Annotated in this window: 24 protein-coding genes; 14 read left to right on the top strand and 10 right to left on the bottom strand. The window is 61.5% G+C overall.

Annotated elements, in window-relative coordinates:
- Positions 1 to 18 precede the first annotated feature (18 nt).
- The 7 genes from EI290_RS01695 to EI290_RS01725 all read right to left on the bottom strand — a co-directional run bounded on the left by EI290_RS01695 (position 19) and on the right by EI290_RS01725 (position 5,243).
- Positions 19 to 948, bottom strand: a complete 930-nt coding sequence (locus EI290_RS01695) for an alpha/beta hydrolase (protein WP_125426010.1) — start codon at positions 946 to 948, stop codon at positions 19 to 21.
- Between the two features lie 195 nt (positions 949 to 1,143).
- Positions 1,144 to 2,121 carry a signal recognition particle-docking protein FtsY gene (ftsY, locus tag EI290_RS01700; RefSeq protein WP_125426014.1) on the bottom strand — a complete coding sequence of 326 codons (978 nt, stop codon included), beginning with the start codon at positions 2,119 to 2,121 and terminating at the stop codon, positions 1,144 to 1,146.
- Between the two features lie 183 nt (positions 2,122 to 2,304).
- Positions 2,305 to 2,466 carry a DUF4295 domain-containing protein gene (locus EI290_RS01705; RefSeq protein WP_125417325.1) on the bottom strand — a complete coding sequence of 54 codons (162 nt, stop codon included), beginning with the start codon at positions 2,464 to 2,466 and terminating at the stop codon, positions 2,305 to 2,307.
- Between the two features lie 8 nt (positions 2,467 to 2,474).
- Complete coding sequence (gene rpmG / locus EI290_RS01710; RefSeq protein ID WP_022825071.1) at positions 2,475 to 2,657, bottom strand: 50S ribosomal protein L33; 183 nt, start codon at positions 2,655 to 2,657, stop codon at positions 2,475 to 2,477.
- Between the two features lie 193 nt (positions 2,658 to 2,850).
- The gene (locus EI290_RS01715; RefSeq protein WP_125426017.1) at positions 2,851 to 4,497 is read right to left on the bottom strand and encodes an aminopeptidase P family protein; all 1,647 of its coding nucleotides are present in this window, start codon (positions 4,495 to 4,497) and stop codon (positions 2,851 to 2,853) included.
- Positions 4,498 to 4,694: 197 nt separating this feature from the next.
- Complete coding sequence (rpmB, locus tag EI290_RS01720; protein ID WP_044003635.1) at positions 4,695 to 4,934, bottom strand: 50S ribosomal protein L28; 240 nt, start codon at positions 4,932 to 4,934, stop codon at positions 4,695 to 4,697.
- A gap of 126 nt (positions 4,935 to 5,060) precedes the next feature.
- Positions 5,061 to 5,243, bottom strand: coding sequence for a DUF5522 domain-containing protein (locus tag EI290_RS01725; RefSeq protein WP_317127448.1), 183 nt, complete (start codon positions 5,241 to 5,243; stop codon positions 5,061 to 5,063).
- A 99-nt stretch (positions 5,244 to 5,342) separates the two neighbouring features.
- On the opposite strand from EI290_RS01725, the gene EI290_RS01730 reads away from it, so the two are divergent.
- The 8 genes from EI290_RS01730 to EI290_RS01765 all read left to right on the top strand — a co-directional run bounded on the left by EI290_RS01730 (position 5,343) and on the right by EI290_RS01765 (position 11,345).
- Complete coding sequence (locus EI290_RS01730) at positions 5,343 to 5,804, top strand: hypothetical protein (RefSeq protein ID WP_125426020.1); 462 nt, start codon at positions 5,343 to 5,345, stop codon at positions 5,802 to 5,804.
- Positions 5,805 to 6,015: 211 nt separating this feature from the next.
- Complete coding sequence (locus tag EI290_RS22295; protein WP_185816797.1) at positions 6,016 to 6,468, top strand: DUF2314 domain-containing protein; 453 nt, start codon at positions 6,016 to 6,018, stop codon at positions 6,466 to 6,468.
- Positions 6,469 to 6,533: 65 nt separating this feature from the next.
- On the top strand, positions 6,534 to 7,799 hold the full coding sequence (gene rocD / locus EI290_RS01740; RefSeq protein WP_394343520.1) for an ornithine--oxo-acid transaminase: 1,266 nt from the start codon (positions 6,534 to 6,536) through the stop codon (positions 7,797 to 7,799).
- Positions 7,800 to 8,009: 210 nt separating this feature from the next.
- Positions 8,010 to 8,228 (top strand): hypothetical protein, encoded by a 219-nt coding sequence (locus EI290_RS01745; protein ID WP_125426026.1) that lies wholly within the window; start codon positions 8,010 to 8,012, stop codon positions 8,226 to 8,228.
- 159 nt (positions 8,229 to 8,387) lie between these two features.
- Positions 8,388 to 8,903, top strand: coding sequence for a hypothetical protein (locus EI290_RS01750; RefSeq protein ID WP_125426029.1), 516 nt, complete (start codon positions 8,388 to 8,390; stop codon positions 8,901 to 8,903).
- 4 nt (positions 8,904 to 8,907) lie between these two features.
- Positions 8,908 to 9,696, top strand: coding sequence for a hypothetical protein (locus EI290_RS01755; protein WP_125426032.1), 789 nt, complete (start codon positions 8,908 to 8,910; stop codon positions 9,694 to 9,696).
- 63 nt (positions 9,697 to 9,759) lie between these two features.
- Positions 9,760 to 10,752, top strand: a complete 993-nt coding sequence (hemB, locus tag EI290_RS01760) for a porphobilinogen synthase (protein ID WP_125426035.1) — start codon at positions 9,760 to 9,762, stop codon at positions 10,750 to 10,752.
- An 89-nt stretch (positions 10,753 to 10,841) separates the two neighbouring features.
- Positions 10,842 to 11,345, top strand: a complete 504-nt coding sequence (locus EI290_RS01765) for a GNAT family N-acetyltransferase (RefSeq protein ID WP_125426038.1) — start codon at positions 10,842 to 10,844, stop codon at positions 11,343 to 11,345.
- Between the two features lie 35 nt (positions 11,346 to 11,380).
- Here EI290_RS01765 and EI290_RS01770 read toward each other — a convergent pair whose 3' ends face one another.
- Positions 11,381 to 12,799 (bottom strand): APC family permease, encoded by a 1,419-nt coding sequence (locus EI290_RS01770; protein WP_125426041.1) that lies wholly within the window; start codon positions 12,797 to 12,799, stop codon positions 11,381 to 11,383.
- Between the two features lie 216 nt (positions 12,800 to 13,015).
- Here EI290_RS01770 and EI290_RS01775 point away from each other — a divergent pair, with 216 nt between their 5' ends.
- From EI290_RS01775 to EI290_RS01785, 3 genes are all read left to right on the top strand, one after another.
- Complete coding sequence (locus EI290_RS01775; protein WP_394343521.1) at positions 13,016 to 13,903, top strand: cation diffusion facilitator family transporter; 888 nt, start codon at positions 13,016 to 13,018, stop codon at positions 13,901 to 13,903.
- A gap of 104 nt (positions 13,904 to 14,007) precedes the next feature.
- Complete coding sequence (locus EI290_RS01780) at positions 14,008 to 15,210, top strand: amine oxidase (protein ID WP_125426044.1); 1,203 nt, start codon at positions 14,008 to 14,010, stop codon at positions 15,208 to 15,210.
- Between the two features lie 10 nt (positions 15,211 to 15,220).
- On the top strand, positions 15,221 to 15,943 hold the full coding sequence (locus EI290_RS01785; RefSeq protein WP_125426047.1) for a phospholipase D-like domain-containing protein: 723 nt from the start codon (positions 15,221 to 15,223) through the stop codon (positions 15,941 to 15,943).
- A 162-nt stretch (positions 15,944 to 16,105) separates the two neighbouring features.
- On the opposite strand, the gene EI290_RS01790 is transcribed toward EI290_RS01785, so the two are convergent.
- Positions 16,106 to 17,713: an RICIN domain-containing protein gene (locus tag EI290_RS01790; RefSeq protein ID WP_125426050.1), complete on the bottom strand. Its 1,608-nt coding sequence runs from the start codon at positions 17,711 to 17,713 to the stop codon at positions 16,106 to 16,108.
- 240 nt (positions 17,714 to 17,953) lie between these two features.
- Here EI290_RS01790 and EI290_RS01795 point away from each other — a divergent pair, with 240 nt between their 5' ends.
- On the top strand, positions 17,954 to 18,460 hold the full coding sequence (locus EI290_RS01795; RefSeq protein WP_125426053.1) for a methylated-DNA--[protein]-cysteine S-methyltransferase: 507 nt from the start codon (positions 17,954 to 17,956) through the stop codon (positions 18,458 to 18,460).
- Positions 18,461 to 18,592: 132 nt separating this feature from the next.
- Here EI290_RS01795 and EI290_RS01800 read toward each other — a convergent pair whose 3' ends face one another.
- Entirely contained in the window at positions 18,593 to 19,519 is a 927-nt protein-coding gene (locus EI290_RS01800) for an alpha/beta hydrolase (RefSeq protein ID WP_246008819.1), read from the bottom strand.
- Positions 19,520 to 19,662: 143 nt separating this feature from the next.
- On the opposite strand from EI290_RS01800, the gene EI290_RS01805 reads away from it, so the two are divergent.
- Both EI290_RS01805 and EI290_RS01810 read left to right on the top strand, forming a co-directional pair.
- Positions 19,663 to 20,373, top strand: coding sequence for a tetratricopeptide repeat protein (locus EI290_RS01805; protein WP_125426056.1), 711 nt, complete (start codon positions 19,663 to 19,665; stop codon positions 20,371 to 20,373).
- A gap of 78 nt (positions 20,374 to 20,451) precedes the next feature.
- Positions 20,452 to 21,207 carry an outer membrane protein gene (locus EI290_RS01810; protein ID WP_125426059.1) on the top strand — a complete coding sequence of 252 codons (756 nt, stop codon included), beginning with the start codon at positions 20,452 to 20,454 and terminating at the stop codon, positions 21,205 to 21,207.
- Positions 21,208 to 21,248 lie beyond the last annotated feature (41 nt).

Consider the following 21,248-nt stretch of genomic DNA (forward strand, 5'->3'; position numbering starts at 1 on the left):
GTTCAGGGCTTGGAGTAACTACCGACCCAGCAGAAACTGTAAAGGCCAGTCGAGGCGCTGATTCCAGGCTTTTTCGCTGTGGTTAGCGCCGGGCACGTAGCGCGTCTGCCAGGAGGCGGGCGTGTAGCCCCGGGTCTGCACCACGGCATCTACCTGCTGCTGAATGGCTGGGTACAGTGCATCCAGAGTCTGGTCGCCGCAGTCGAAATAAAGCTTGTGCGTGCGTGGGTCCGGCAGATTAGTGCGCAGGTAGCGCAGGAAGGCGGCTGGCATGGGGTTATTGCGCAGGGTGAACGTGCCAGGCCAGTGCGTGGACAGGCAGGCCGCCCCACCAAACACCTGCGGATACTCGCACAAGGCATACATTGAAATCAGGCCGCCCATGCTGCTACCAGCCACAAGCGTATGCCGCCGGTCGGTATACACATGATATTTCTTGTCGATGAAGGGCTTGAGCTCCGTTACCAGAAACTGCAGGTAGGCATCGGAGTTGGGCTGGAACGCATCGGTGCTGCGGCCGGCCTGGCGGAGCTGCTGCTGCACGGTGTCGCGCTCCGCGGTGGTCAGCTGCTCGAAAGGCTTCTGAGGGAAATAGTTGGCGTGGCGGCGCGGACCGGCGTTCCACATGCCCACTACTATCACATCCTGCAGCTTCCCGGCCTGTTGCAGGCGGGTCACCACATCATCCACGTTCCAGGCCTGGTGGTTCCAGGTGGTAGTGCTGTCGAACAGCATCTGCCCATCGTGCATGTACAGCACCGAAAAGCGCCGTTTTCCGTCGTAGCTGGCCGGCAGCCACACATCCACGTTGCGTGGCTCCACCAGCTTGGAGGCGAAGCTTTCGATGTGCTCAATGAGGCCGGCTACCGGCTTTTGCTGCGTTGATTGGGCCTGCGCTGAGGAACTGAGCAGCAGGCACAGCAGGAAGAGGATAGCAGAAAGACGCATAGCGGTGGAGCATTATGGGCTATAAAGCTACTCAGGAAGGATGTAGAACGTCATGCATAGTCCGAGGTGAAGTATGACACAGTCTGAAGAACCGGTAGAAAACAATCATTCCGAGTGGAGCGAGGAATCCGACTGTACCGTCTAATGATACAGTCGGATTCCTCGCTCCACTCGGAATGACAAATGAAGCAAAGGCTACTTCTTGAACAGCGAATTCACAAACGTGGTCCGGTCGAATAGCTGCAAGTCGGTCATTTTTTCGCCCACACCGATATAGCGCACGGGCACCTGGAGCTGATCGGAAATACCGATAACCACGCCACCTTTAGCCGTACCATCGAGCTTGGTAATGGCCAGGGCCGAAACCTCAGTGGCTTTGGTAAACTCCTTGGCCTGCAAAAACGCATTCTGGCCGGTGCTGCCATCCAGCACCAGCAATACCTCATGGGGCGCGTCGGGAATCACCTTCTGCATCACGCGCTTGATTTTGCTCAGCTCGTTCATCAGGTTCACCTTGTTGTGCAGGCGGCCGGCCGTGTCGATAATCACCACGTCGGCTCCCATTTCCACACCTTTCTGCACCGCATCGTAGGCCACGGAGGCCGGGTCGGTGTTCATACCGTGTGAAATAACCGGCACACCCACGCGCTGCCCCCAGATGATGAGCTGGTCCACGGCGGCGGCCCGGAACGTGTCGGCCGCACCCAGCACCACCTTTTTGCCCGCGCTATGAAACCGGTGCGCCAGCTTGCCGATGGTGGTCGTTTTGCCTACACCGTTCACGCCCACCACCATAATCACGAAGGGCGAGCCGGTATTGTCGGGTCGGTCGAGGATGGCACGGGAGCCAGTGGCGCCACTGTTACGGTCCAGCAAATCAGCAATTTCCTCCCGCAGGATGCGGTCCAGCTCCGAGGTACTCACGTATTTGTCGCGGGCCACACGCTTCTCGATGCGGTCAATGACCTTTACCGTGGTATCAATGCCCACATCGGCGTGCACCAGCATGGTTTCCAGGTCGTCGAGCACGGCCTCGTCCACGGTGGCTTTGCCCACCACGGCCTTGCTGAGCTGGTCGAAGAAGCTGGTTTTGGTTTTCTGCAACCCCTCATCGAGGGCCTGCTGCTGCTCCTTGCTTTCCTTATCCTTCTTGAAAAAATCGAAAAGTCCCATGCGGAGAGTAGCGCGAAGCTCCAGCTTCGCGCATCGTTACTGACGATGAACGATGACGTTGGCTTCGCTCTGAGAGCGGAGCCATTAACGGCACGCGAAGCTGGAGCTTCGCGCTAAAACGCAAAAAAGTCCCACACTGGCGGGACTTCTTCACGTATTCAGAATTGCCACAAAGGCCGGAGCTTATTTAACGCCGGTGGCGATATAGTCCTGCACTTTGTCAACGGGCACCATTTCCTCGCGGAAGGTATAGGCACCAGTTTTATCCGATTTCACGGCACGAATAACCTTTGCCCAGTCCTTGCCGGTAGCGGTTTTCAGGGTTGCTACTACTTTCTTAGCCATTGCTCAGATTACTTGATTTCCTTGTGAACGGTCATCTTCTTGAGCACATTGTTGAATTTCTTCAACTCGATACGCTCAGGCGTGTTCTTACGGTTCTTGGTGGTGATGTAGCGCGAGGTGCCCGGCTGCCCCGAGTTCTTATGCTCAGTGCATTCAAGGATTACCTGCACCCGGTTGCCTTTCTTAGCCATCTCGACGGGGTTTTTGGAATGAGGACTGCAAAGGTACAAGGCTTTTTTGAAAAGTCAAATACCTGATTGGTTGTCCGTTGTTTGTTTTTCGTTTTTCGAAGTTGGTTTAGACCCCAAATCTTCCTGCGGAAGGCGCTGGCTACACACGGATATGTTCCTAAGAAAGAAGCCCACTCCACGGGGAACACCCTCCTTACCTGAGGTCCGGCAACCGGAAATCATCCAGGGCACTGGGCCGTTGCATCATCGACTCAATTTCAGCCACGGTGCGTGGAGCTTCCCGCGAGAGGTTCTCGTAGCCGGTGGGCGTAATGAGCACATCATCCTCAATCCGGACGCCGATATTCCACCACTTCTGGTCGCAGGCGCTGCCTTCCGGAATGTAAATTCCGGGCTCGACGGTAATAACGTTGCCGGCCTGTAAGGGTCCATACGTACCCCGGTCGTGCACATCCAGCCCCAGATAGTGGCTGGTGCCGTGCGGAAAGTAGGTGCGTACGTCCTCCGGCTTCTGAATAATACCCAGTTTCAGCAAACCATCGGCAATTACTTTCTGGGCGGCTTTGTGCGGAGCCTGAAACTCGGCTCCGGGCTTACAGGCGGCAAATCCGGCCTCCTGCGCCGCGAGTACCAGCTCGTAAATCTGGCGTTGGGCCGGGCTGAACTTACCGCTGGGCGGAATGGTACGGGTCACGTCGGCGGTGTACCCATGGTACTCGGCTCCGCAGTCCATCAGCAGCAAATCGTTTTTTACCTGGGGCTTGTCGTTGGCAATGTAGTGCAGCACGCAGGCGTTGTTGCCGGCCCCCACGATGCTGGGGTACCCTTCAAACTCGGCCCCGTATTTCTTGTACACGTACTCGTGCAGGCCCTGCAGCTCCATCTCGCCCATGGCCGGCGTAGCGGCTTTCATTACCTCCTGCTGGCCCACCGTGCTGATGCGAATGGCCCGGCGCAGGTGTTGCAGCTCCTCAGGGGTTTTCACAGCCCGCAGGTTATCCAGCGCGTCGTTGAGGGTACCACTGTCGAAGCGCATAGCCGGACGCTCGGCTACGGCCTTCTGGCGCTCGGCATCGGTGGTGGCCCGGAGGTAGTTCTGCACGTACACGTCCTGGGCCACTTCCGGCATCTGCTTGCTCAGGTTTTCCAGGTAGGGCCGAAGGTTTGCCGCATTGGCCACCCCGTAGCGCTGAATGGTTTTGTGCAGCCCCGACTGCTCGGCGCTGAAGCTGGCCGGCACGGCGGCCTGCTGCCGAAAGGAAGCAACCAAATTAAACAAGTCGGACTCGTCGCGGGGGTCGTCGCGCACGTCGGTGGGCAGCTCGGTGAAGAGCACGGAGCGAAACTCTGCCCACTTAATGCCAGCCCCGGCAAATGCCTTATTATCGGCGGTGAACTGCAGCTTTAGCTCCTGCTGGGTACCCGCGGCGCCGAGGCGGCGGCCCGTCCATTGCTCCGCTTTTGGGTCGCGGGGCTGCACGAACAGCGCTTCGGTAACACCAGCTTGCCCCTGAATGGTTTGCGGTTCCTTGAACAGGACCAGCACTGCTTCCGGCTCTTCGTAGCCGGTCAGGTAATAAAAGTCGGGACTTTGATGATAGACGTAATCCACATCGTTGGCGCGGTTGCGCACGGGAGCCGCAAACAGGACAGCCACGGAGCCAGCCGGCATAGCCTGCCGAACCAATTCGCGCCGCTGCTTATGAAAAGCGGGGTCCAGGAAATCGGGGGGGCGGTTGGGGCCGGCCGCCCGTTGCGCCTGTACGGCAGGAGCGGCAGCGAGCAGCGTGGCGGCTACCAAGAGGCAGCGGCCGGCGGAGGAGAAAACAGCGAAAGGCATAGCAGCACAAAGACCACCCCCCAGCGGCACACGTTGCGCGCCCGGGGCCGGAAACTCTCCTAAAGTATTTAGAATCGGGCGGAGTACAGTACCAGATACAACAACGCGAAGCTTCCGCCGCGGCACCCCTGCAAGCAGAACGGGCGCGGCGGCGGAAGCTTCGCGAAAAAACGACTAATTCCTCTTGACTGGAGAAACTAGTATACGATGAAGCCCTGCTCCTTGGCCTTCTTCAGGACCGACATGATGCCGTTCTTGTTGATGGTGCGGATGGTGCTGGTAGCCACTTTCAACGTAACCCAGGCGTCTTGCTCAGGAATGTAGAAACGCTTCTTCTGCAGGTTCGGGTAGAACTTGCGCTTGGTTTTGTTGTTGGCGTGCGAAACGTTGTTGCCTACGCGGGTACGCTTGCCAGTAAGGTCACAAACACGGGCCATGATATCAGAAAGTTGAGTGTTACAAAGCAGAAAAACGGGGCCGCAAATATCGGAAAAGATATTAGGATATCAAACCGCCCCGCTGGAAAATAGCGGGTTACCTAAAAACTTGTCCGCATGGCCGGTTCACGCCAGGCCGGACTCGTTGCTTTCCGGGGGGCTGACTTTCTTTTTCCAGGGACAGTGCCGGCAGCCGCTGCCGCAGCAATACCCGCGCCGCCGATGGTACTGCTCGGTAAAGACCATATACCCGTCGGGAGTGTAGTAGTAGTCGCCGGGAAGAAGAGGCTGAGGAAGGGGGCGCGGCACGGGTGGCAGGCTGGATGAGGCGGCAAGTTACGCAAGCCCCCGGGCACAACCTGAGCCGCCAGCCCCTATCTTGCCTATTCCCGGTTAAGCTGTTCTTGTATGCGTGTATTGTGGATCCTGCTGCTCATCACCAGTCTGAGCTCGGCCGGGGGAGTTGCTCAGCAACTCCCCGCGCCCCCAATGGAGCTGGTGCGGCAGGTAGCTCAGGCTTCCACCCCGCTCCCCGCGCTACCCCTTAAAGAGGCGCACCGCACTCTGGGAACGGCACGGCGGCAGTTTCAGGGCCGCCGGCCGACCGGGGCCCAGTTGTACGTGGTGGCTCAGGGCCTGAACGAAGCCGCTACCCCGGAGCTACTGGTGGTACGGGTGCTTACCTGGCAGGGGCCTCAGCTGACCGGCCTGATTGTGCGCGTACCTGAAACCCATCCGCCGGCCCCCATCGAGCTGGAGGAAAGTGCCGTGCAGGATTGGCTGCTACTGCACTCCGATGGCCGGGAGGAAGGCAACTACCTGGGCAAATTCTGGGACCTGGAGCAGCGCCTCACCGAGCAGGGCGAATAGCAGGATGGCTCTCTTTGGTTGGGAAGGGCCGCTTGGCCCAATGGCCAGCTGCTTCAACTATGCTCCCCTACCTATTTTTCCATTTTCGAAAGTGCTTCAGTACGCGCCGCTGGGGCCGTGCCTGTTATCCAACCTTCTACTCCTCTTTACAATGCTGTATAGTGCCTTTTGCCGGTTCCTGGGTCTCGCAGGGCTGTTGCTGTGCGCTGAAATGACACTGGCCCAACAGCCCCGGAATGAGGCTCCCCTGGCTCCCAATGCGCCTACCGACCGTCCGTTGACCATTACGGGCACTTCGGCCGAGGCGGCTCTGCGCGACTTCGACAAGCTGCTGGCTCCGGCCGTAAAACAGGCCCGCAAAACCCTGCCCCGCGCCAGGCAACGCTTCACCAAAGGGCTTCCGGCCGGTCAGGCCTTTTTTCTCACCACCCGTATTTTCGACCCCAGCGGGGCCTACGAGCAGGTATTTGTGCGGGTGCAGGAGTGGGAGGGCACCACGGTGAAGGGCATTATCAGCAACGACCTGGACGTGGTACGCTCCTTTCGGCCGGGCCAGCTGATTTCTTTTCCGGAATCGGCGGTGCTGGACTGGACGATAACCACGCCCGATGGTAAAGAGGAAGGCAACTTTGTGGGTAAGCTCCTGGATGCCCGGCAACGGTAGCCTCGGCGCGCCTGCCCGGTTTTGCGTAGTTTTGGGAATACCCACCCACATTTTCCGTCTTGCTTATGTCGATGCCTGCCCACCTCCCTGCTCCCGACACCTTCACCCGCACCCGCAGCCAGGACCTGATGGCCCTGGAAGACCAGTATGGCGCCCACAACTACCACCCGCTGCCCGTAGTACTGAGCCGGGGGGAGGGTGTGCACCTCTGGGACGTGGAAGGCAAGCGGTACTACGATTTCCTGTCGGCTTACTCGGCCGTGAACCAGGGCCACTGCCACCCCCGCATTATTGGCGCGCTTACCGAGCAGGCCCAGAAGCTCACGCTTACCAGCCGGGCATTTTTCAACGACCAGCTGGGTCTGGCCGAAAAACAGCTGTGCGAGCTGTTCAACTACGATAAGGCCCTGCTGATGAACTCAGGGGCTGAGGCCGTGGAAACTGCCCTGAAGCTGGCCCGCAAGTGGGGGTACCAGGAAAAAGGCATAGCTCCCAACCAAGCCCGTATTCTGGTGGCCGAGCACAACTTCCATGGTCGCACTACCGGCATCATCTCCTTCAGCACCGACGGTGACTCCACCGGTGGATTCGGGCCGTACATGCCCGGCTACCAGGTAGTGCCCTACAACGACTTGGCGGCGCTGGAAGAAGCTCTGCAGGACCCGCACGTGTGTGGGTTCCTGGTGGAGCCCATCCAGGGCGAGGCCGGGGTAATGGTGCCTTCGGAGGGGTACCTGGCCCGGGCAGCCGCTTTATGCAAGGCCCGCAACGTGCTATTCATTGCCGATGAAATCCAGACCGGCCTGGGCCGTACCGGGGAGCTGCTGGCCGTGTGCTACGAGGGAGTACACGCCGATATTCTGATTCTGGGCAAGGCCTTGAGCGGGGGGGTGCTGCCGGTATCGGCCGTACTGGCCCGCAACGACATTATGCTTACTATTCAGCCGGGGCAGCACGGCTCTACGTTCGGGGGCAACCCGCTGGCCTCGGTGGTGCTGCGGGCCGCCCTGGATGTACTGCTCGACGAGAAGCTAACGGCCAACGCCAAAGCCCTGGGGGAGGTGTTCCGGGAGCGGATGCGCCGGGTGCAGCAGCACCGCCCCGACGTGGTGGAACTGGTGCGCGGTAAAGGCTTGCTCAATGCCGTCATCATCAAGCCTCACCCCGATGGCCGCACGGCCTGGGACGTGTGCGTTACCCTGATGGAGCGGGGTGTGCTGGCCAAACCTACCCACGGCGACATCATCCGGTTTGCCCCTCCGCTGGTAATTACCGAGGAGCAGCTGCACGAGGCCTGCGACATTATTGAGCAGGTAATCAGGGAATTTTAAGCTGACCTCCTGGTAGTGTTCAGCTAAACGGCTCACCCCACAGGGGTGAGCCGTTTGCCGTTGCAGCCGGCCCGTTCGCCGAGGCGCCATGTTCTCCGCCGACAATTTTATTTCACTGGCAGCCTATGCCCCTTTGTTGGCCGAAGAAGCCAGCCACCAACCCAGGGCCACCGTACCTTTGGACTGTTATCTTCTCACAATCTACTGGTTATGCCCGCACTCCGGCTCCTGTTATTCTGTGGTTTTACGGCTCTGATGGCCAGCTGCCAAACTACCCGGGCCGCTCTGGTAACCCGTACATTCGGGGCCGTTTCGCCCTTCCCCGCCGATTCGGCCAGCACGGTACTACTCCTGCACGACTCGCAGGGGCCTCAGGCCACCCGCGTAACCATGACGGCTACGGAGGCGGCCTCGTTCCGCCAGCAGTAACCATACGCCGCTTTCAATTTTACCGCTCCCCTCTTTGTTGCCGGTGCCGCCGCGCTTTCACTATTTTGATGTGAGACGCGGCGGTTTTTTATGCCTACAACCGACGGGCGGCTCCAGTGAGGTGTTGATGAGCCGGGCAGTTTGTTTCTACCTTGGAGCATGCAAACGACTACCCGAGCGGGCTGCATGCTGGCGCTGCTGTTACTCGGCAGCTGCCGCAGCGAGCAGGCACGCTTTTCCTTCCGGTCAGAGCCAACAGCATCCGTTGCTGTTGCTTCTCCAGCAGTTACCCCGCCCCACCTCACGCCCCTTGCGGCTGGCTTGCCTAGCACTACCCCGCATAAAGCGGCCCCGCAAGCCCGCCCCACCACGGCCAGCCCAGTGCTCAAACGGGTTTTGGCAGCCGGCAACATCCTGCTCCCGTCCATATCCCAGCCTCACCCGGAAGCGGCAGTCGTGAAACGGCCCCGGGCACCGCTGCGCCACGACACCCTGCATATTGTGCTGGGGGGCCTGCTTGTGGTGGGCGGCGTAGTGGCTGGCTTGGCACTGGGGGGCTGGCTGGGCCTGGGCGTAGGGGCGCTGGTGGTACTGCTGGGCTATTATTTCGTGGTGCTGGGCATTGGCGGCAAGCACGCCTGGCTGGAGATTTTCCAGGAGTTCTTCAATATGTAAGCCAATGGCCCGACCGTGGATAGGGAGCTTGTTGCTGGTGGTTGGCCTGCTGGCCGGGTGCCGCGGCGCGCAGGGCGTATTTTTATTCCGGCCGCTCCAGCCGGCTTATAGTGCCGGGCCAGCAAGCCTGCCCGAACCCGGGCCTAATGGGTTAGTGCTACCGCCCGCCCAACTGCCGGCCAGCTCGGTAGCCAGCCGGCCGGCAGCACTACCGGCTCCGGGGCCCACCGGCACAGTTACCCGCTTGCGCCGCGCCAAAGTCGCCGTGCTGGCCCGCCGCCCGCTTTCGGCCCGCGCTGCCCTACCTCCGAGCAGCCGACAACCAGTCCCTCATCTTAGTAGTCTGACCCGGGACCGGAAGCACCCCTACCCATTCCGCCGGCTACGCGCCGGCTCGGCGCTGCCTGATGCCTCTGCCAGCGTTGGGCAAGGCCGGCCCGTATCCGATACAGCGTATTTTCTGACGGGACTAGGCTTGGTTGTTGGGGGCTTGCTGCTGGGCTTTTCCATTGGTGGATGGCTTGGGCTACTTCTTGGGCTGGCACTGGGCGTACCCGGCTACCTCCTGCTTGGGCGGGGCTATGCCGGCGGCTGGCAGGCCGTAGCACGGCCCCGGCTACCTGGCCGCCTCCGATGGACTAGCGGTTTGCAGAGTGTGCTGCTGGCTCTGGCGGGGGTGGGCGTACTAGGGGCCGGCATGGCGCTAGGCGCAGGGCTGGTGGCTCTGGTAGGAGTGCTGGGAATTGTGCTGGGGGCCAGTGGGCTCATACGTTGCCGGCCAGTGCCTCAATAGCTTCCCCCGGTAACCTTACCTTTGCCCAGGCTGTTCTATCCCGTCTACCAACTGACCCCAACGATGCCCAACGTACCCACGCACCGCCCGCGCCGCAACCGAAAGTCTCAGGTTATCCGCGACATGGTGCAGGAAACGCACCTTGCGACTCCCGATTTTATTTACCCGATTTTCATTACGGAAGGCCAGAACCAGCAGGTCGAGATTAAGTCGATGCCGGGTATCCACCGGTTTTCGGCCGACCGGGTTATCGATGAAATTGGCCGTTGCGTAGAGCTGGGCATCCGGAGTTTCGCCCCGTTTCCGCAGGTGAATGAGGCGCTGAAAGACCGGCTGGCCCGGGAATCGGCCAACATGGAGAGTCTTTACCTGAAAACAGTGGCCAGCATCAAGCGGCAGTTTCCGGAAGTAGTGCTGATGACCGACGTGGCCATGGACCCCTACTCCTCCGACGGGCACGACGGCATTGTGGATGCTGAATCGGGCGAAATTCTGAACGATGCCAGCCTGGAAGTGCTGGGGCAGATGGCCCTGGCCCAGGCCCGCGCCGGTGCCGATATTATTGGTCCCTCAGACATGATGGATGGGCGCGTGGCCTGGATCCGGGAAGTGCTGGATAGCAACGGCTTCTCGGGCGTGAGCATCATGAGCTACACGGCCAAATACGCCTCCGCCTTCTATGGCCCCTTCCGCGACGCGCTGGATTCGGCTCCCAAAAAAGGCGACAAAAAAAGCTACCAGATGAATCCCGCTAACCGCCGGGAAGCCCTGCGCGAGCTGGCCCTCGATGAGCAGGAAGGCGCCGATATGGTGATGATTAAGCCGGCCCTGAGCTACCTCGACATAATTCGGGAGGTGCGCAACCATACCCAGCTGCCCGTAACGGCCTACAACGTATCGGGGGAGTATGCCATGGTGAAGGCCGCCGCCCAGCAGGGCTGGCTCGATGGGGAAAAGACCATGATGGAGGTGCTCACCAGCATTAAGCGGGCTGGGGCCGACGCCATCCTGACTTACTTCGCCAAGGAAGCTGCTCAGGTGCTGCGGCGAGGCTAGGCCTGCGGCCCAAGGTATAAGCTCCCGGTCCCGGCAAGGGTTTCGCCGGGAGCTTGTCTGTTTACTTCCTCTTATTTGCTTTTCTTTCGATGATTCGTTTGGCAACCCTAGCCGACCTGCCGGCTGTTCTGGATGTGGTGCGCCGGGTGGTGCCCCAGATGCAGGCCACCGGCAACTGGCAGTGGACCGCGGACTACCCCAACGAAGCCGTATTCCGGCAGGATATAGCGCAGGGCCATTTGTGGGTGGCGGAGCACCAGGGGCGGGTAGCCGCCGTGGCCGCTCTCACCCATAACCACCAAGACCCCGAATATGCCCAGGCCGACTGGGACGTGACCGAGCCGGCCCTGGTAACGCACCGCCTAGCCGTAGACCCCGCCGCCCAGGGTCAGGGGCTGGCAGCAGCCCTGCTGGGGCAGGCCGAGCAACTGGCCCGGCAGCAGGACCTGCGCGTACTGCGCGTGGATACCAACTCCGAAAACCAGGCTACCCAACGGCTGTTTCCTAAGCTGGGCTACCGGTTTGCCGGCGAAATTACTCTGGCTTTCCGGCCGGGGCTACGGTTCTTCTGCTACGAAAAGCGCCTCACCTAATTGACTTTACGGGTAGCCAGTAACATCCTCCTGCACTACCGAGGCGGAGCGAATGGCCACCGGCCCAGGCGTCGGCTCCAGAGCAGAAACACTACCGTACCCAGGCCCATCATCAGGAGAGCAACTACCTGAAACGGCACGAACACCGTGGTACCCAGCAGAGCTACCTTGATACCCTCCTGAATGCTGGCAAACACCCACAGCCACACCGCTACGGCCACCAGTACCGGCAGCGGGTACAGTGGCATCCGGAAGGGCAAACCTGCCGCCCCCCGCCGCCGCCGCAGCAGCACTACGCCTACCGCCTGGCCCACAAACTGCACCAGAATGCGCATGGCCAGAATGGCGCTGATAACCTCGCCCAGCTTGAACAGCAGACTAAATACAAACCCCACGCCCCCCAGCAGCAGCAAGGATACGTGCGGAAAGTGCTTGGTAGGATGCGTGCGGGCAAATACCGGCAGAAACTCGCCGTCGGCGGCGGCAGCGTAGGGGATGCGCGAGTAGCCCAACAGCACCGCAAACAGGGAAGCAAACGCCACCCATAGCACCAGCGCCGTGGCCGCCTTGGCTGCCAGCGGCCCATACAGGCGCTCCACGAAGGTACTGACGATAAACTCGGACCGGGCCGCCTCCTGCCAGGGAATAACGGCCCCCACGCTCCAGTTAAGCAGCAGATACAACGCCATAATACCCACGATGCTCAGGAAAATGCTGCGCGGAATCAGCTTATGCGGCTCCCGGACTTCGCCCCCCAAATGACACACATTGTAGTAGCCCAGGTAGCTGTAAATGGTTTTAACGGTGGCCTGCCCCATGGCTACCGACAGCAGCACCCCCGGCAGCTGCCCTACCCCGCCCGCCGGCAGCCAGCTTACTGGCTGGGTGGCGTGCGTGAGTCCTCCGAAAATCAGCCAGGCCATCAGGGCCAGCACGCCCAGGCAGAGCAGCACCCCCAGCCGCCCCACCTCCTCGATGCGGCGGTAGAGCAGGGCAATGAGCAGCAGCACCACGGTTCCCGAAACCAGTTTAGGCTGCCACCACTGGGGTAGCGGCACCAAATAGCCAACGTACTGCGCGAAGCCAATGGCCCCGGAGGCCACCACCAGCGGGGCCTGCACCAGCGTCTGCCATACGTACAGAAACGACACCAGCCGGCCCCAGGTATGCTCGCCGTAGGCCAGCTTGAGGAAGCGGTAGGAGCCACCTGCTTCCGGGTAGGTGGCCCCCAGCTCACTCCAGATTAAGCCGTCTACCAGGCTCAGGGCCGCGCCCACCACCCAGGCCAGCAGAAAGTTCGGCCCCATAAACCCCATCACCAGCGGCAGCGTCACGAAGGGCCCGATGCCTACCATGTCAATCATGTTGAGGGCCGTGGCCTGCACCAGACCTAAGCGGCGGCGCAGGGGAGCAGTATCGGGGGCAGGCGGGGGCGAGGAGGAGAGGTTGGGCATGCAGACAAGGCGGGGCAAGTGGTGGTGGTAAAGGCCGCAACGGGGCAGATTGTTTGGGACGGGCGTGGCCGTACAGCCGCTGCTTTCTAACTTCGGGCCACCCTCTGCGTAGGAGAGGTGCATTTTTTATTACTGTGTATGGCCAACCCTAACTCTTCTAAAACTGCCTTGTTCGGGGGTATTGCCGCCAACGTGGGCATTGCCATCAGCAAGTTTGTGGCGGCCTACTTCACCAGCAGCTCCGCCATGCTGTCGGAGGGCATTCACTCCCTGGTCGACAGCGGCAACGGAATACTGCTGTTGTATGGCCTGCGGCAGAGCCAGAAACCAGCCGACCGGCGCCACCCCTTTGGCCGCAGCAAGGAGCAGTATTTCTGGGGGCTGATTGTGGCCGTGCTGATTTTCGCCATCGGCGGCGGCATGTCGTTCTACGAGGGCATCAAGCACATTGAACACCCCGAGCCCCTCACCGACCCGCTCTGGAACTACGTGGTGCTGGGCGTGGCTATTCTGTTTGAGGGCTGGGCCTTCTGGCTGGCGGCCCGGGCCCTTACCCAGAGCAGCGGCCCCGGCAGCGGCTTCTGGCAGCAGCTGCGCACCAGCAAAGACCCGGCAGTGTTTGCCTCGGTGCTCGAAAATCTGGCGGCCCTACTGGGGCTGGTTCTGGCGTTGCTAGGCGTGTATTTCGGCCACGCCTTCGCTAACCCCTACCTCGATGGAGCCGCTTCCGTAGCCATTGGTTTGCTCCTGATGCTGGTAGCCGTGTTTCTGGTGAGCCGCACCCGCAGTCTGCTGGTAGGCACCGGAGTTGATGATGCCACCCTGGACCAGGTGCTGGAAATAGTAGGCCGGCAGCCGGCCGTAGAAACCAGCCGCCCCCCGCTCACCATGTACCTGGGTCCTGCCGATGTGGTATTGGCCCTGGACGTGGATTTTCATGACCATCTGTCGGCAGGAGAGGTAGAGGTGGCCGTGCGGGAGCTGCAACACGCCATTCGGGCTGTGTTTCCGGAGTTTAAGCGCATCTTCATCGAGGCCAAAAGCCTCACGGAGAAAAGCCACGATGCGGCCTCCTCTACCCCGCAAATCAGCCCCCAGATTTAGGCCCCGGCACGACTATTTCCAACCCCGCCGCGCATTTGCCGGTACAACGAGCACTCGGTTAGGTCCTGTCCGGCCCTGAGTTTCCGTTCACCAACCCGCGTGCTATGCCTCATAACCTACTTGCTGACTCTCCCTTCCGTTCGTTCTGGATGGCGGGCTTCGAATGCACCGACCAGCAAAATGCCTTCGGCCACCGCGTTGATTTTCTGACGCTTACCGGACATCTGCAACTGCTCGACGCCGACTACCAAGCCATCCAGCAATTCGGCATGAGCACCGTGCGCGAGGGTATCCGCTGGAGTCAGGTGGAGAAAACGCCCTACCACTACGACTGGAGCACGGTACTGGTACTGCTGGAGGCCGGCCGCCGCCATGGCGTACAGCAAGTGTGGGACTTATGCCACTTTGGCTACCCCGACGACCTGACGCCCCTGCACCCGCTGTTCGCCCGCCGGTTTGCGCACCTGTGCCGGGCTTTTGTGGAGTTCTACCGCCAGCACTGCCCCGAGGAGGTACTGATTGTAACCCCCATCAACGAGGTGAGCTTTATGAGCTGGCTGGGCGGCGACGTGCGCGGCACTTCCCCCTACTGCGTGGGCCAGGGCTGGGAGGTAAAGCGGGGGCTGATGCGGGCCTACATTGAGGGCGTAGCCGCCCTGCGTGAAGCCGACCCTGGCATCCGCATCCTCACCACCGAGCCGCTGATTCATGTGGTGCCCCGCGTGGGAGCCGGCCCGGCCGAACTGCGCCGGGTGCGGGAGTTCGACCTCAACCAGTTCCAGAGCGTGGATATGCTGGCCGGCCGGCTGTGCCCCGAGCTGGGCGGCCGCCCCGAGTACCTGGATCTGCTGGGCTTCAACTACTACTATGACAACCAGTGGCAGCAGGAGCCGCACGTAACCCTGCGCTGGGCCAACGACGACCAGGACCCCCGGTTCTGGCCCCTGAGCGCCTTGCTGGAGCGGGCCCACCGCCGCTACAACCGGCCCGTGGTGCTCACCGAAACCAGCCACCCCGGCGAAGACCGGGCCCCCTGGCTGCGCATGATAGCCGAGGAAGCCACCCGCACCTTACGGGCCGGGGTGCCGCTGCTGGGCGTGTGCCTCTACCCCATTATCGACCGGCCCGACTGGGACCACCTCACGCCCTGGCACCGGGCTGGCCTTTGGGATGCTGACCTCACGCACCCCACACCCGGCCTGACGCGCCTGCTGCACCAGCCTTCCGCCGACGCGCTGCTGGCAGCCCAGCAGCGGGTAGCTGAGGCCTTGCCCCAACCGGTCGAGCTATTACTCTCCACTCCCTGATTTGTCCTGCATGTCTACTCCTTCCGCTGCCGAGCTGCTCCAGCTGTTCCGCCAGGCCTTTGCCGACGTTACCCTTTCGCCCACCGAGGCCCGGCAGCTGCGCGACCAGCTCACGGCTTTTCAGCGGCAGCACGGCAACGTGGAAAGCCTGCGCCAGCAGCTGTTTGAGCTGGCGAAGGAGCGGTTCAACACCTTCAAGGACAAAGCGGTAATTGAGTGGCTGGAAGCGGCCAGTGCCTTGCTACCTGCCCCTCCTGCCACCGTAACGGCCAGCCAGCTCCCGGCCAGCCAGGCCGCCGTGTATTTCAGTCCGGGCCAGGAATGCGTGGCGGCCATCCGGGGCTTCATTGGCGAAGCCCGCCGCACCCTGGACGTGTGCGTGTTTACCGTGGCCGATGACCGCCTGACGGAGGCGCTGCTGCTGGCCCATCGGCGTGGCGTGCGGGTGCGCCTGCTCACGGATGATGAGAAGCTGTTCGACCGGGGCTCCGACGTGCGGGAGCTGCAGGCGGCCGGGGTTGCGGTGCGCACCGACCAATCGACCAACCACATGCACCACAAGTTTGCCGTAGCCGACAACCGGACCGTACTGACGGGCAGCTACAACTGGACCCGCTCGGCGGCCGAGTTCAACCTCGAAAACTTCCTGATTACCCCCGACCCCGCCGTGGTGCAGCCCTACGTCGCCGAGTTTGCCCGACTCTGGGAGCAGCTGCCGGAATTCCGGGGGTGATGCCGCGTGGAAGTGCCAGGTTAGTGAGCCCCGAAAGCACGTGTACCCCGAAGCTGTGCTTCAGTCTGCGCGAGAAGGGAATTAGCTTCTTACGCAGGCCGAAACACAGCTTCGGGGTACAGGTTCAAGGACGGCCGTGGCCGAATGCTAGGCCGGTGCTGGCTACTTGCCGGTAGCCGCGCCTACTTCGGGCGCATCGGCAGTGGGCCGCCGGATGGAAATCAGCTGGCGGGTGTTGGTGATGCCCACCGTGAGGCTGAGGTAGTAGTCGCCGGCGGGCAGGCCGGTGAAGTCCAGGGTTTGGTGGTGGGCACCAGCCGCCTGCTTGCGGTAGTCGGATACGCGCACGGCGGCGCCATTCTGGTTGTAGAGCACCCAGCCCAGCGGCCGGGCCTCGCTGAGGTTGTACGACATCTGCATTACCCCATTGGAAGGGTTGGGGTACACGCTCATGTTGTTGGCCCCCACCCCGGGTACTGCCGGTGCTCCGGCCAGTATTGGCTCTTCGGCAGGCTTTACGGGCACCAGCTTCCACTGCTGGTTGGTGGCAGCCGTGTATTTGAGCTGTTGCAGACCACCCTGCAGGGAGTCGCCGTAGGTCAGCACCTTTTTGCGTACATGCTTGGGCGTGAGCTTGTAATATCCTTCGCCCGCATCCTCAATCTTCCAGCGCTGGTTGTAGCCGCTGTAGTAGGTCCAGACGCTGAGCGGGGCTCCGTTGGAAGTGGAGCTGCCCAGCACCTCCAGCACCTTGTTGCTACCCGGCGACACCAGGCGGTACAAACCCTCTCCGGCCGGTTCTATCCGCCACTGCGCATCTTCCTTCACGCCGGCGGCGGCAGCGGCCAGCTGTTCGGCGCGGGTAGCCGGCCGGCCCTGATCTACCTTTAGCGGCCGACCCGTAGAGCGCACCGTGAGCATATACAATCCCGAAAGGTCAGCGGGTGGAGTGGCTTCGGCTACTTCTTTGGCTGGTTTCGGCGGTTTTACCGGTTTAGGAGCTTTTTCGGGCGGAGCAGCTTTGGCTACTTTAGCTGGGGCTGGCGCGGCAGGTTTGGCGGCTGGTTTGGCCGGAGTAGCTGGTTTGGTGGCTGGAGCTGGCTTTGTGGCAGCTACCGGCTTGGTTGCCGCTGGTTTGGCGGCAGCTGTGGGCGTAGGCACAGCTTTGGGCTTGGCCACGGGCGGCGGACCGGCGGGGTCAGGCGTCATGGGGGAGCCTAGTGGGTACAGGTTTCCCGAAGGTATTACCTGAGGAGCCTGCCCGGGTGCCACCCATTGCAGCTGAATACCGGCGTTGCCATCGGCATCATTGTATTCCAGCTTGATGGTTGTTTTCTCGCCGGCAGCCAACGTTACGGTTGCATCATCAAGGCTGCTTTGCTTTTTCCCATCCCAGGTGTCCAGCACCTTTTTGCCGTTCACCCACAGCCGCACCTCATCGGAGGTAACGGCCACAAAACGGTAGCGGCCGGTGGTAGGAGCCGCCAGCAGCCCTTCCCAACGTACCGAAAAGTTATCGGCGGGCAACTCCGGGGCGGGCGAAGCCGCCCCCCATTTAAAGTCGATTAGCGCATCCTGCCGCTTGAGCACCGGGGCTCCGGCCAGGGAGCCGTTGTTGAAATACGAAGCCGTGAGGCCCGTGCCCCAGCCTTGTACCGGTAGGCTATGCGCTGCCGCTGGCAGAGGCCAGAGCGGGAAGACCGGAGCCGCCGCCTGTAATCCGTTGGTTAAACCCAGGCCCAGAGCAGAACAAAAAAGTAAATACCGCACAGTAAAGAAGGCGTTGAATGAGGAGAACTACGACCCCGCAGGGGACATGAAACCGCACAAAAAACTAGAAACAGATTTATATTTTTCCGGTTCCAGCCTGACCAATATACGCCTTTTTTCAGCGCTACCGACACCTGACGACCCGTAACGGGTAGGTACACAGTCCTTAAAAGGTGGCTCAGCGGGCATTTGGCGACATTCTTTATTTTTGGATTTCTCTACGTAGCCATCCACTCCCGCATGTCTGAGGCCACCGCCATTTTACCAACCCCACTGGGTGCGCTGGAGCTGCGCGGCACCGAGGCAGGCCTACGCAGCATCCGGTTTATGCAGGAGCCGGCCACTGCCGATACCCAGGCCCCGGGAACTCCTCTGGGCCAGGTGGCAGGATGTCTACGGGAGGCCCATCGGCAGCTGCAGGCTTACTTCGGGCGGGAGCTGCAGGAGTTTACCCTTGCCACCGACATCATTTCGGGTACCGGGTTTCAACAATTAGTCTGGACGGCCTTACCGCTGGTGAGCTATGGTCACACGGCTTCCTATCTGGATATTGCCCGGCAGCTGGGCAGCCCCGGTGCAGTACGGGCCGTGGGGGCCGCCAACGGTCAGAACCCGCTGGCCATTATCTGGCCCTGTCACCGCATTATCGGGGCCAACGGGCAACTAACGGGCTACGCCGGTGGCCTCTCGCGCAAACGGTGGCTGCTGGATTTTGAGCGGCCCAGTCTGCAAACCAGTTTGTTTTAGCGGAACAAGCGGCGCGGGTTGCACCGAAAGGTTGGCTACGCGGGAAGGGTGTGCCCCCGAGCACCGCACCCACTTTCCCCGGCCTAATACCTGTACTCTGGTAAAAGTCAGTCGGCCCGCGCTACCAACGGCCTATTGGGTAGGCGGGTGGGCTCCCACAAATGTCCGCAGCTGCTGGTACACTATATTGTGCTGCCAGTACAGCTGTAGCACCATCGGAATGTGCGTTTTGCCGGGCAGCACCGTGTATCGGGGCGAGTGGCCCAGCTCCCGGAGGTGCTGCTGAAACCGGTAGCTGCTGCTGCTGATGGATGGGTACGTGTTTCCGCCAACCAGCAGCAGCATGGGTGGGGTGTGGCTGGTGAGATGATACAGAGCCGATACCTGTTTCCAACCCGCCGGATTCCGGCCAAACGGCACCAGGTACTGCTCGTCGTGGGGGTATTGCATCCGGCGCAGGTAATCCGCCATGTCCAGGCCAGCCGGATCGTCCAGAATAGCGCCCCGGATGGGGTTGCGCGCCAGGCCCCAGCGCCGAAACAGAGCATCGTCGGCGGCCAGCAAAGCCGCCAGCCCGCCCCCCGCCGAGTGACCCATCACAAAAATCTGCTGCGGGTTGCCCCCGTACGCCTGAATGTGGGCGACCGTCCAGACAACCGCCCTGGCGCAGTCGTCGGCCATCTGCGGCACCTGCACTTGCGGGGCCAGCCGGTAATTGAGCACAACTGCCACCACGCCCTGCTTGGCCAGCCGCCGCCCGATAAAGGAGTAAAAATCCTTGTTGCCACTATCCCAGCTCCCTCCGTGAATGAATACCACTACCGGGTACGGAGCGGCCGTTTGCTGCCGGGGTGCATACACATCCAGGTGGTGGCCGGCTGCCTGGTACGCCGTGTCTGTGGCGGCTACGTAGGCAATATCAGCCGCACGGCGACTGGGCCGCGCCCCGGCATATTCGGCCCCTGCCACCAGTACTACCAGCGCCCCGACCAGTGCGGACAGTATCCGCAACCACCCTATCTGCATAATGCTTCTGAACACCCGCCGAAAAAGCCACATACGGCCATCCGGCAGCGCCGGATTGTGCCCGGGAGCTGGCGGGCGGCCGCGGCGGTACCAAGCGGCCCGCAGGTTGGGTTCCCTTTTTATCTTTGATGGCTGGCCTTGCCTCAATTTTTGCCTCATTCGTTCGTTACGCAGCCATGAAATTCTCCTTTCTGCTAGCCACAGCTTGTATTCTCTGGGCAGCGGCTCCTGTACAGGCCCAACGCAAAACCAAACCCGTGACTGCCGCTAATCCGGTAACGGTACAGCGGCTGCAGCCCCAGTTTGGCGGCCTCACCCCCGCCCAGGCCGAGCAGGCGCTGGGCACACCCTTCCTGACCAGACTGGCTGGCAGCTTCGCCTCCCGGGCGGAGGCCAGCCGGTTTTTCAGCACCAAAGGCTACGAGTACCTGGCCGAAAACCAGCCGGACACGGCCGCCTACCGCTTCAACCTGGCCTGGGTACTGGACCCCAGCAACGCCGATGCTTTTCATGGCCTGGGCATTATTGCCAGTGATAAGGCCCCCGAGCAGTCTATTGCCCTGCTCACCCAGGGCGTGGCGCTGGCGCCTACCAACTCCTACCTGGTCAGCGACCTGGGCGCCAGCTACCTGATCCGCTACCGGCAATCCAACAAGAAAAAGGACCTGGCTACCGGCACGGAACTGCTGGAAAAGGCCACCACCCAGGATGCCGCCAATGCCACGGCCTGGCAGCAGCTGGCCCGCGCTTATTACTTCCAGGAAAAATACCCCCAGGCCTGGGAAGCAGTGCACAAAGGCCAGAATATCAGCCTCACTTCCATGGATTTTGAACTGGTTTCCGACCTGAAGGAAAAGCTTCCTGACCCGGCCGGCACCATAAAATAATACCTTGGCCTGCCTTCGGGCAACGTAGCGGCACACGGCCGCGTATGCCGGGGCTTCCTCACCTCTTGATTTTACTGCGTGACTTTCCGTTCTCTTCTGCCTGCCATTCTGCTTGTTTCGGTTGCTGCTCAGCAGGCCAGGGCCCAAGGTACCGGCCCCGAGCGCCGCCGCCGCCACTACGATGGGCAGGCGCGGGCCTATTACCGGGGGCCATTGCGCTTTACAATGGGCGGTGGCGTGGGCTACTACAACGGCGACCTGACCAGCCGCCCGGGCGACCAGTTTATCGGGCCGAGCTTTACGGGGGGGCTGCAGTACCAGCTGCATCCGCACTGGCAGCTGGGGGGCGAGGCCTCGTACATCCGGCTGGGGGCTAAAGACTACCTGCCGGAGCGGGGGCTGGCCTTCCAGGGTCACAACGTGGCGGGCATTGTGTTTGCGCGCTGGGAGCCGCTGCACGATGAGGGGGCCTACGCTGCTCCCCGCCGGCCGGCGGCCCTTATCAAGCCTTACCTGAAAGCGGGAGCCGGGTGGCTGCTTTACAGCCCTAAAGCCTTCCGGGGTACCGAGCGACCCAGCGGCAATACCTCCACCAACTACCTCTCCGCGGAACGCAACGACTACCCGGCCCTGGCGCTTACGCTGCCGGTGGGCGTGGGCTTCACGGTGCGTCTCACGCCCAAGCTGGGAGCTTCGCTGGAGGGCTCCTACTCATTCACCACCACCGACCAGCTGGACGACATCAGCCCGGTATCCGGACGCTCGGTTTCCTCGCTGAATGATGGCTACGGCCAACTGGAGCTAAAATTGGAATACGCTCCCTGGGGCCGCTAATGCAGGTTTGACGTAATACCGCCACCTAGCGGGCAAGTTAC

The organism is Hymenobacter metallilatus (assembly GCF_003944705.1).
Classification (GTDB): Bacteria; Bacteroidota; Bacteroidia; order Cytophagales; family Hymenobacteraceae; genus Hymenobacter; species Hymenobacter metallilatus.

Coding starts and splice junctions, on each gene's coding strand:
- EI290_RS01695 (WP_125426010.1), bottom strand. CDS start 948: ATGCGTCTTTCTGCTATCCTCTTCCTGCTGTGCCTGCTGCTCAGTTCC.
- ftsY (WP_125426014.1), bottom strand. CDS start 2,121: ATGGGACTTTTCGATTTTTTCAAGAAGGATAAGGAAAGCAAGGAGCAG.
- EI290_RS01705 (WP_125417325.1), bottom strand. CDS start 2,466: ATGGCTAAGAAAGTAGTAGCAACCCTGAAAACCGCTACCGGCAAGGAC.
- rpmG (WP_022825071.1), bottom strand. CDS start 2,657: ATGGCTAAGAAAGGCAACCGGGTGCAGGTAATCCTTGAATGCACTGAG.
- EI290_RS01715 (WP_125426017.1), bottom strand. CDS start 4,497: ATGCCTTTCGCTGTTTTCTCCTCCGCCGGCCGCTGCCTCTTGGTAGCC.
- rpmB (WP_044003635.1), bottom strand. CDS start 4,934: ATGGCCCGTGTTTGTGACCTTACTGGCAAGCGTACCCGCGTAGGCAAC.
- EI290_RS01730 (WP_125426020.1), top strand. CDS start 5,343: ATGCGTGTATTGTGGATCCTGCTGCTCATCACCAGTCTGAGCTCGGCC.
- EI290_RS22295 (WP_185816797.1), top strand. CDS start 6,016: ATGACACTGGCCCAACAGCCCCGGAATGAGGCTCCCCTGGCTCCCAAT.
- rocD (WP_394343520.1), top strand. CDS start 6,534: ATGTCGATGCCTGCCCACCTCCCTGCTCCCGACACCTTCACCCGCACC.
- EI290_RS01745 (WP_125426026.1), top strand. CDS start 8,010: ATGCCCGCACTCCGGCTCCTGTTATTCTGTGGTTTTACGGCTCTGATG.
- EI290_RS01750 (WP_125426029.1), top strand. CDS start 8,388: ATGCAAACGACTACCCGAGCGGGCTGCATGCTGGCGCTGCTGTTACTC.
- EI290_RS01755 (WP_125426032.1), top strand. CDS start 8,908: ATGGCCCGACCGTGGATAGGGAGCTTGTTGCTGGTGGTTGGCCTGCTG.
- hemB (WP_125426035.1), top strand. CDS start 9,760: ATGCCCAACGTACCCACGCACCGCCCGCGCCGCAACCGAAAGTCTCAG.
- EI290_RS01765 (WP_125426038.1), top strand. CDS start 10,842: ATGATTCGTTTGGCAACCCTAGCCGACCTGCCGGCTGTTCTGGATGTG.
- EI290_RS01770 (WP_125426041.1), bottom strand. CDS start 12,799: ATGCCCAACCTCTCCTCCTCGCCCCCGCCTGCCCCCGATACTGCTCCC.
- EI290_RS01780 (WP_125426044.1), top strand. CDS start 14,008: ATGCCTCATAACCTACTTGCTGACTCTCCCTTCCGTTCGTTCTGGATG.
- EI290_RS01785 (WP_125426047.1), top strand. CDS start 15,221: ATGTCTACTCCTTCCGCTGCCGAGCTGCTCCAGCTGTTCCGCCAGGCC.
- EI290_RS01795 (WP_125426053.1), top strand. CDS start 17,954: ATGTCTGAGGCCACCGCCATTTTACCAACCCCACTGGGTGCGCTGGAG.
- EI290_RS01800 (WP_246008819.1), bottom strand. CDS start 19,519: ATGTGGCTTTTTCGGCGGGTGTTCAGAAGCATTATGCAGATAGGGTGG.
- EI290_RS01805 (WP_125426056.1), top strand. CDS start 19,663: ATGAAATTCTCCTTTCTGCTAGCCACAGCTTGTATTCTCTGGGCAGCG.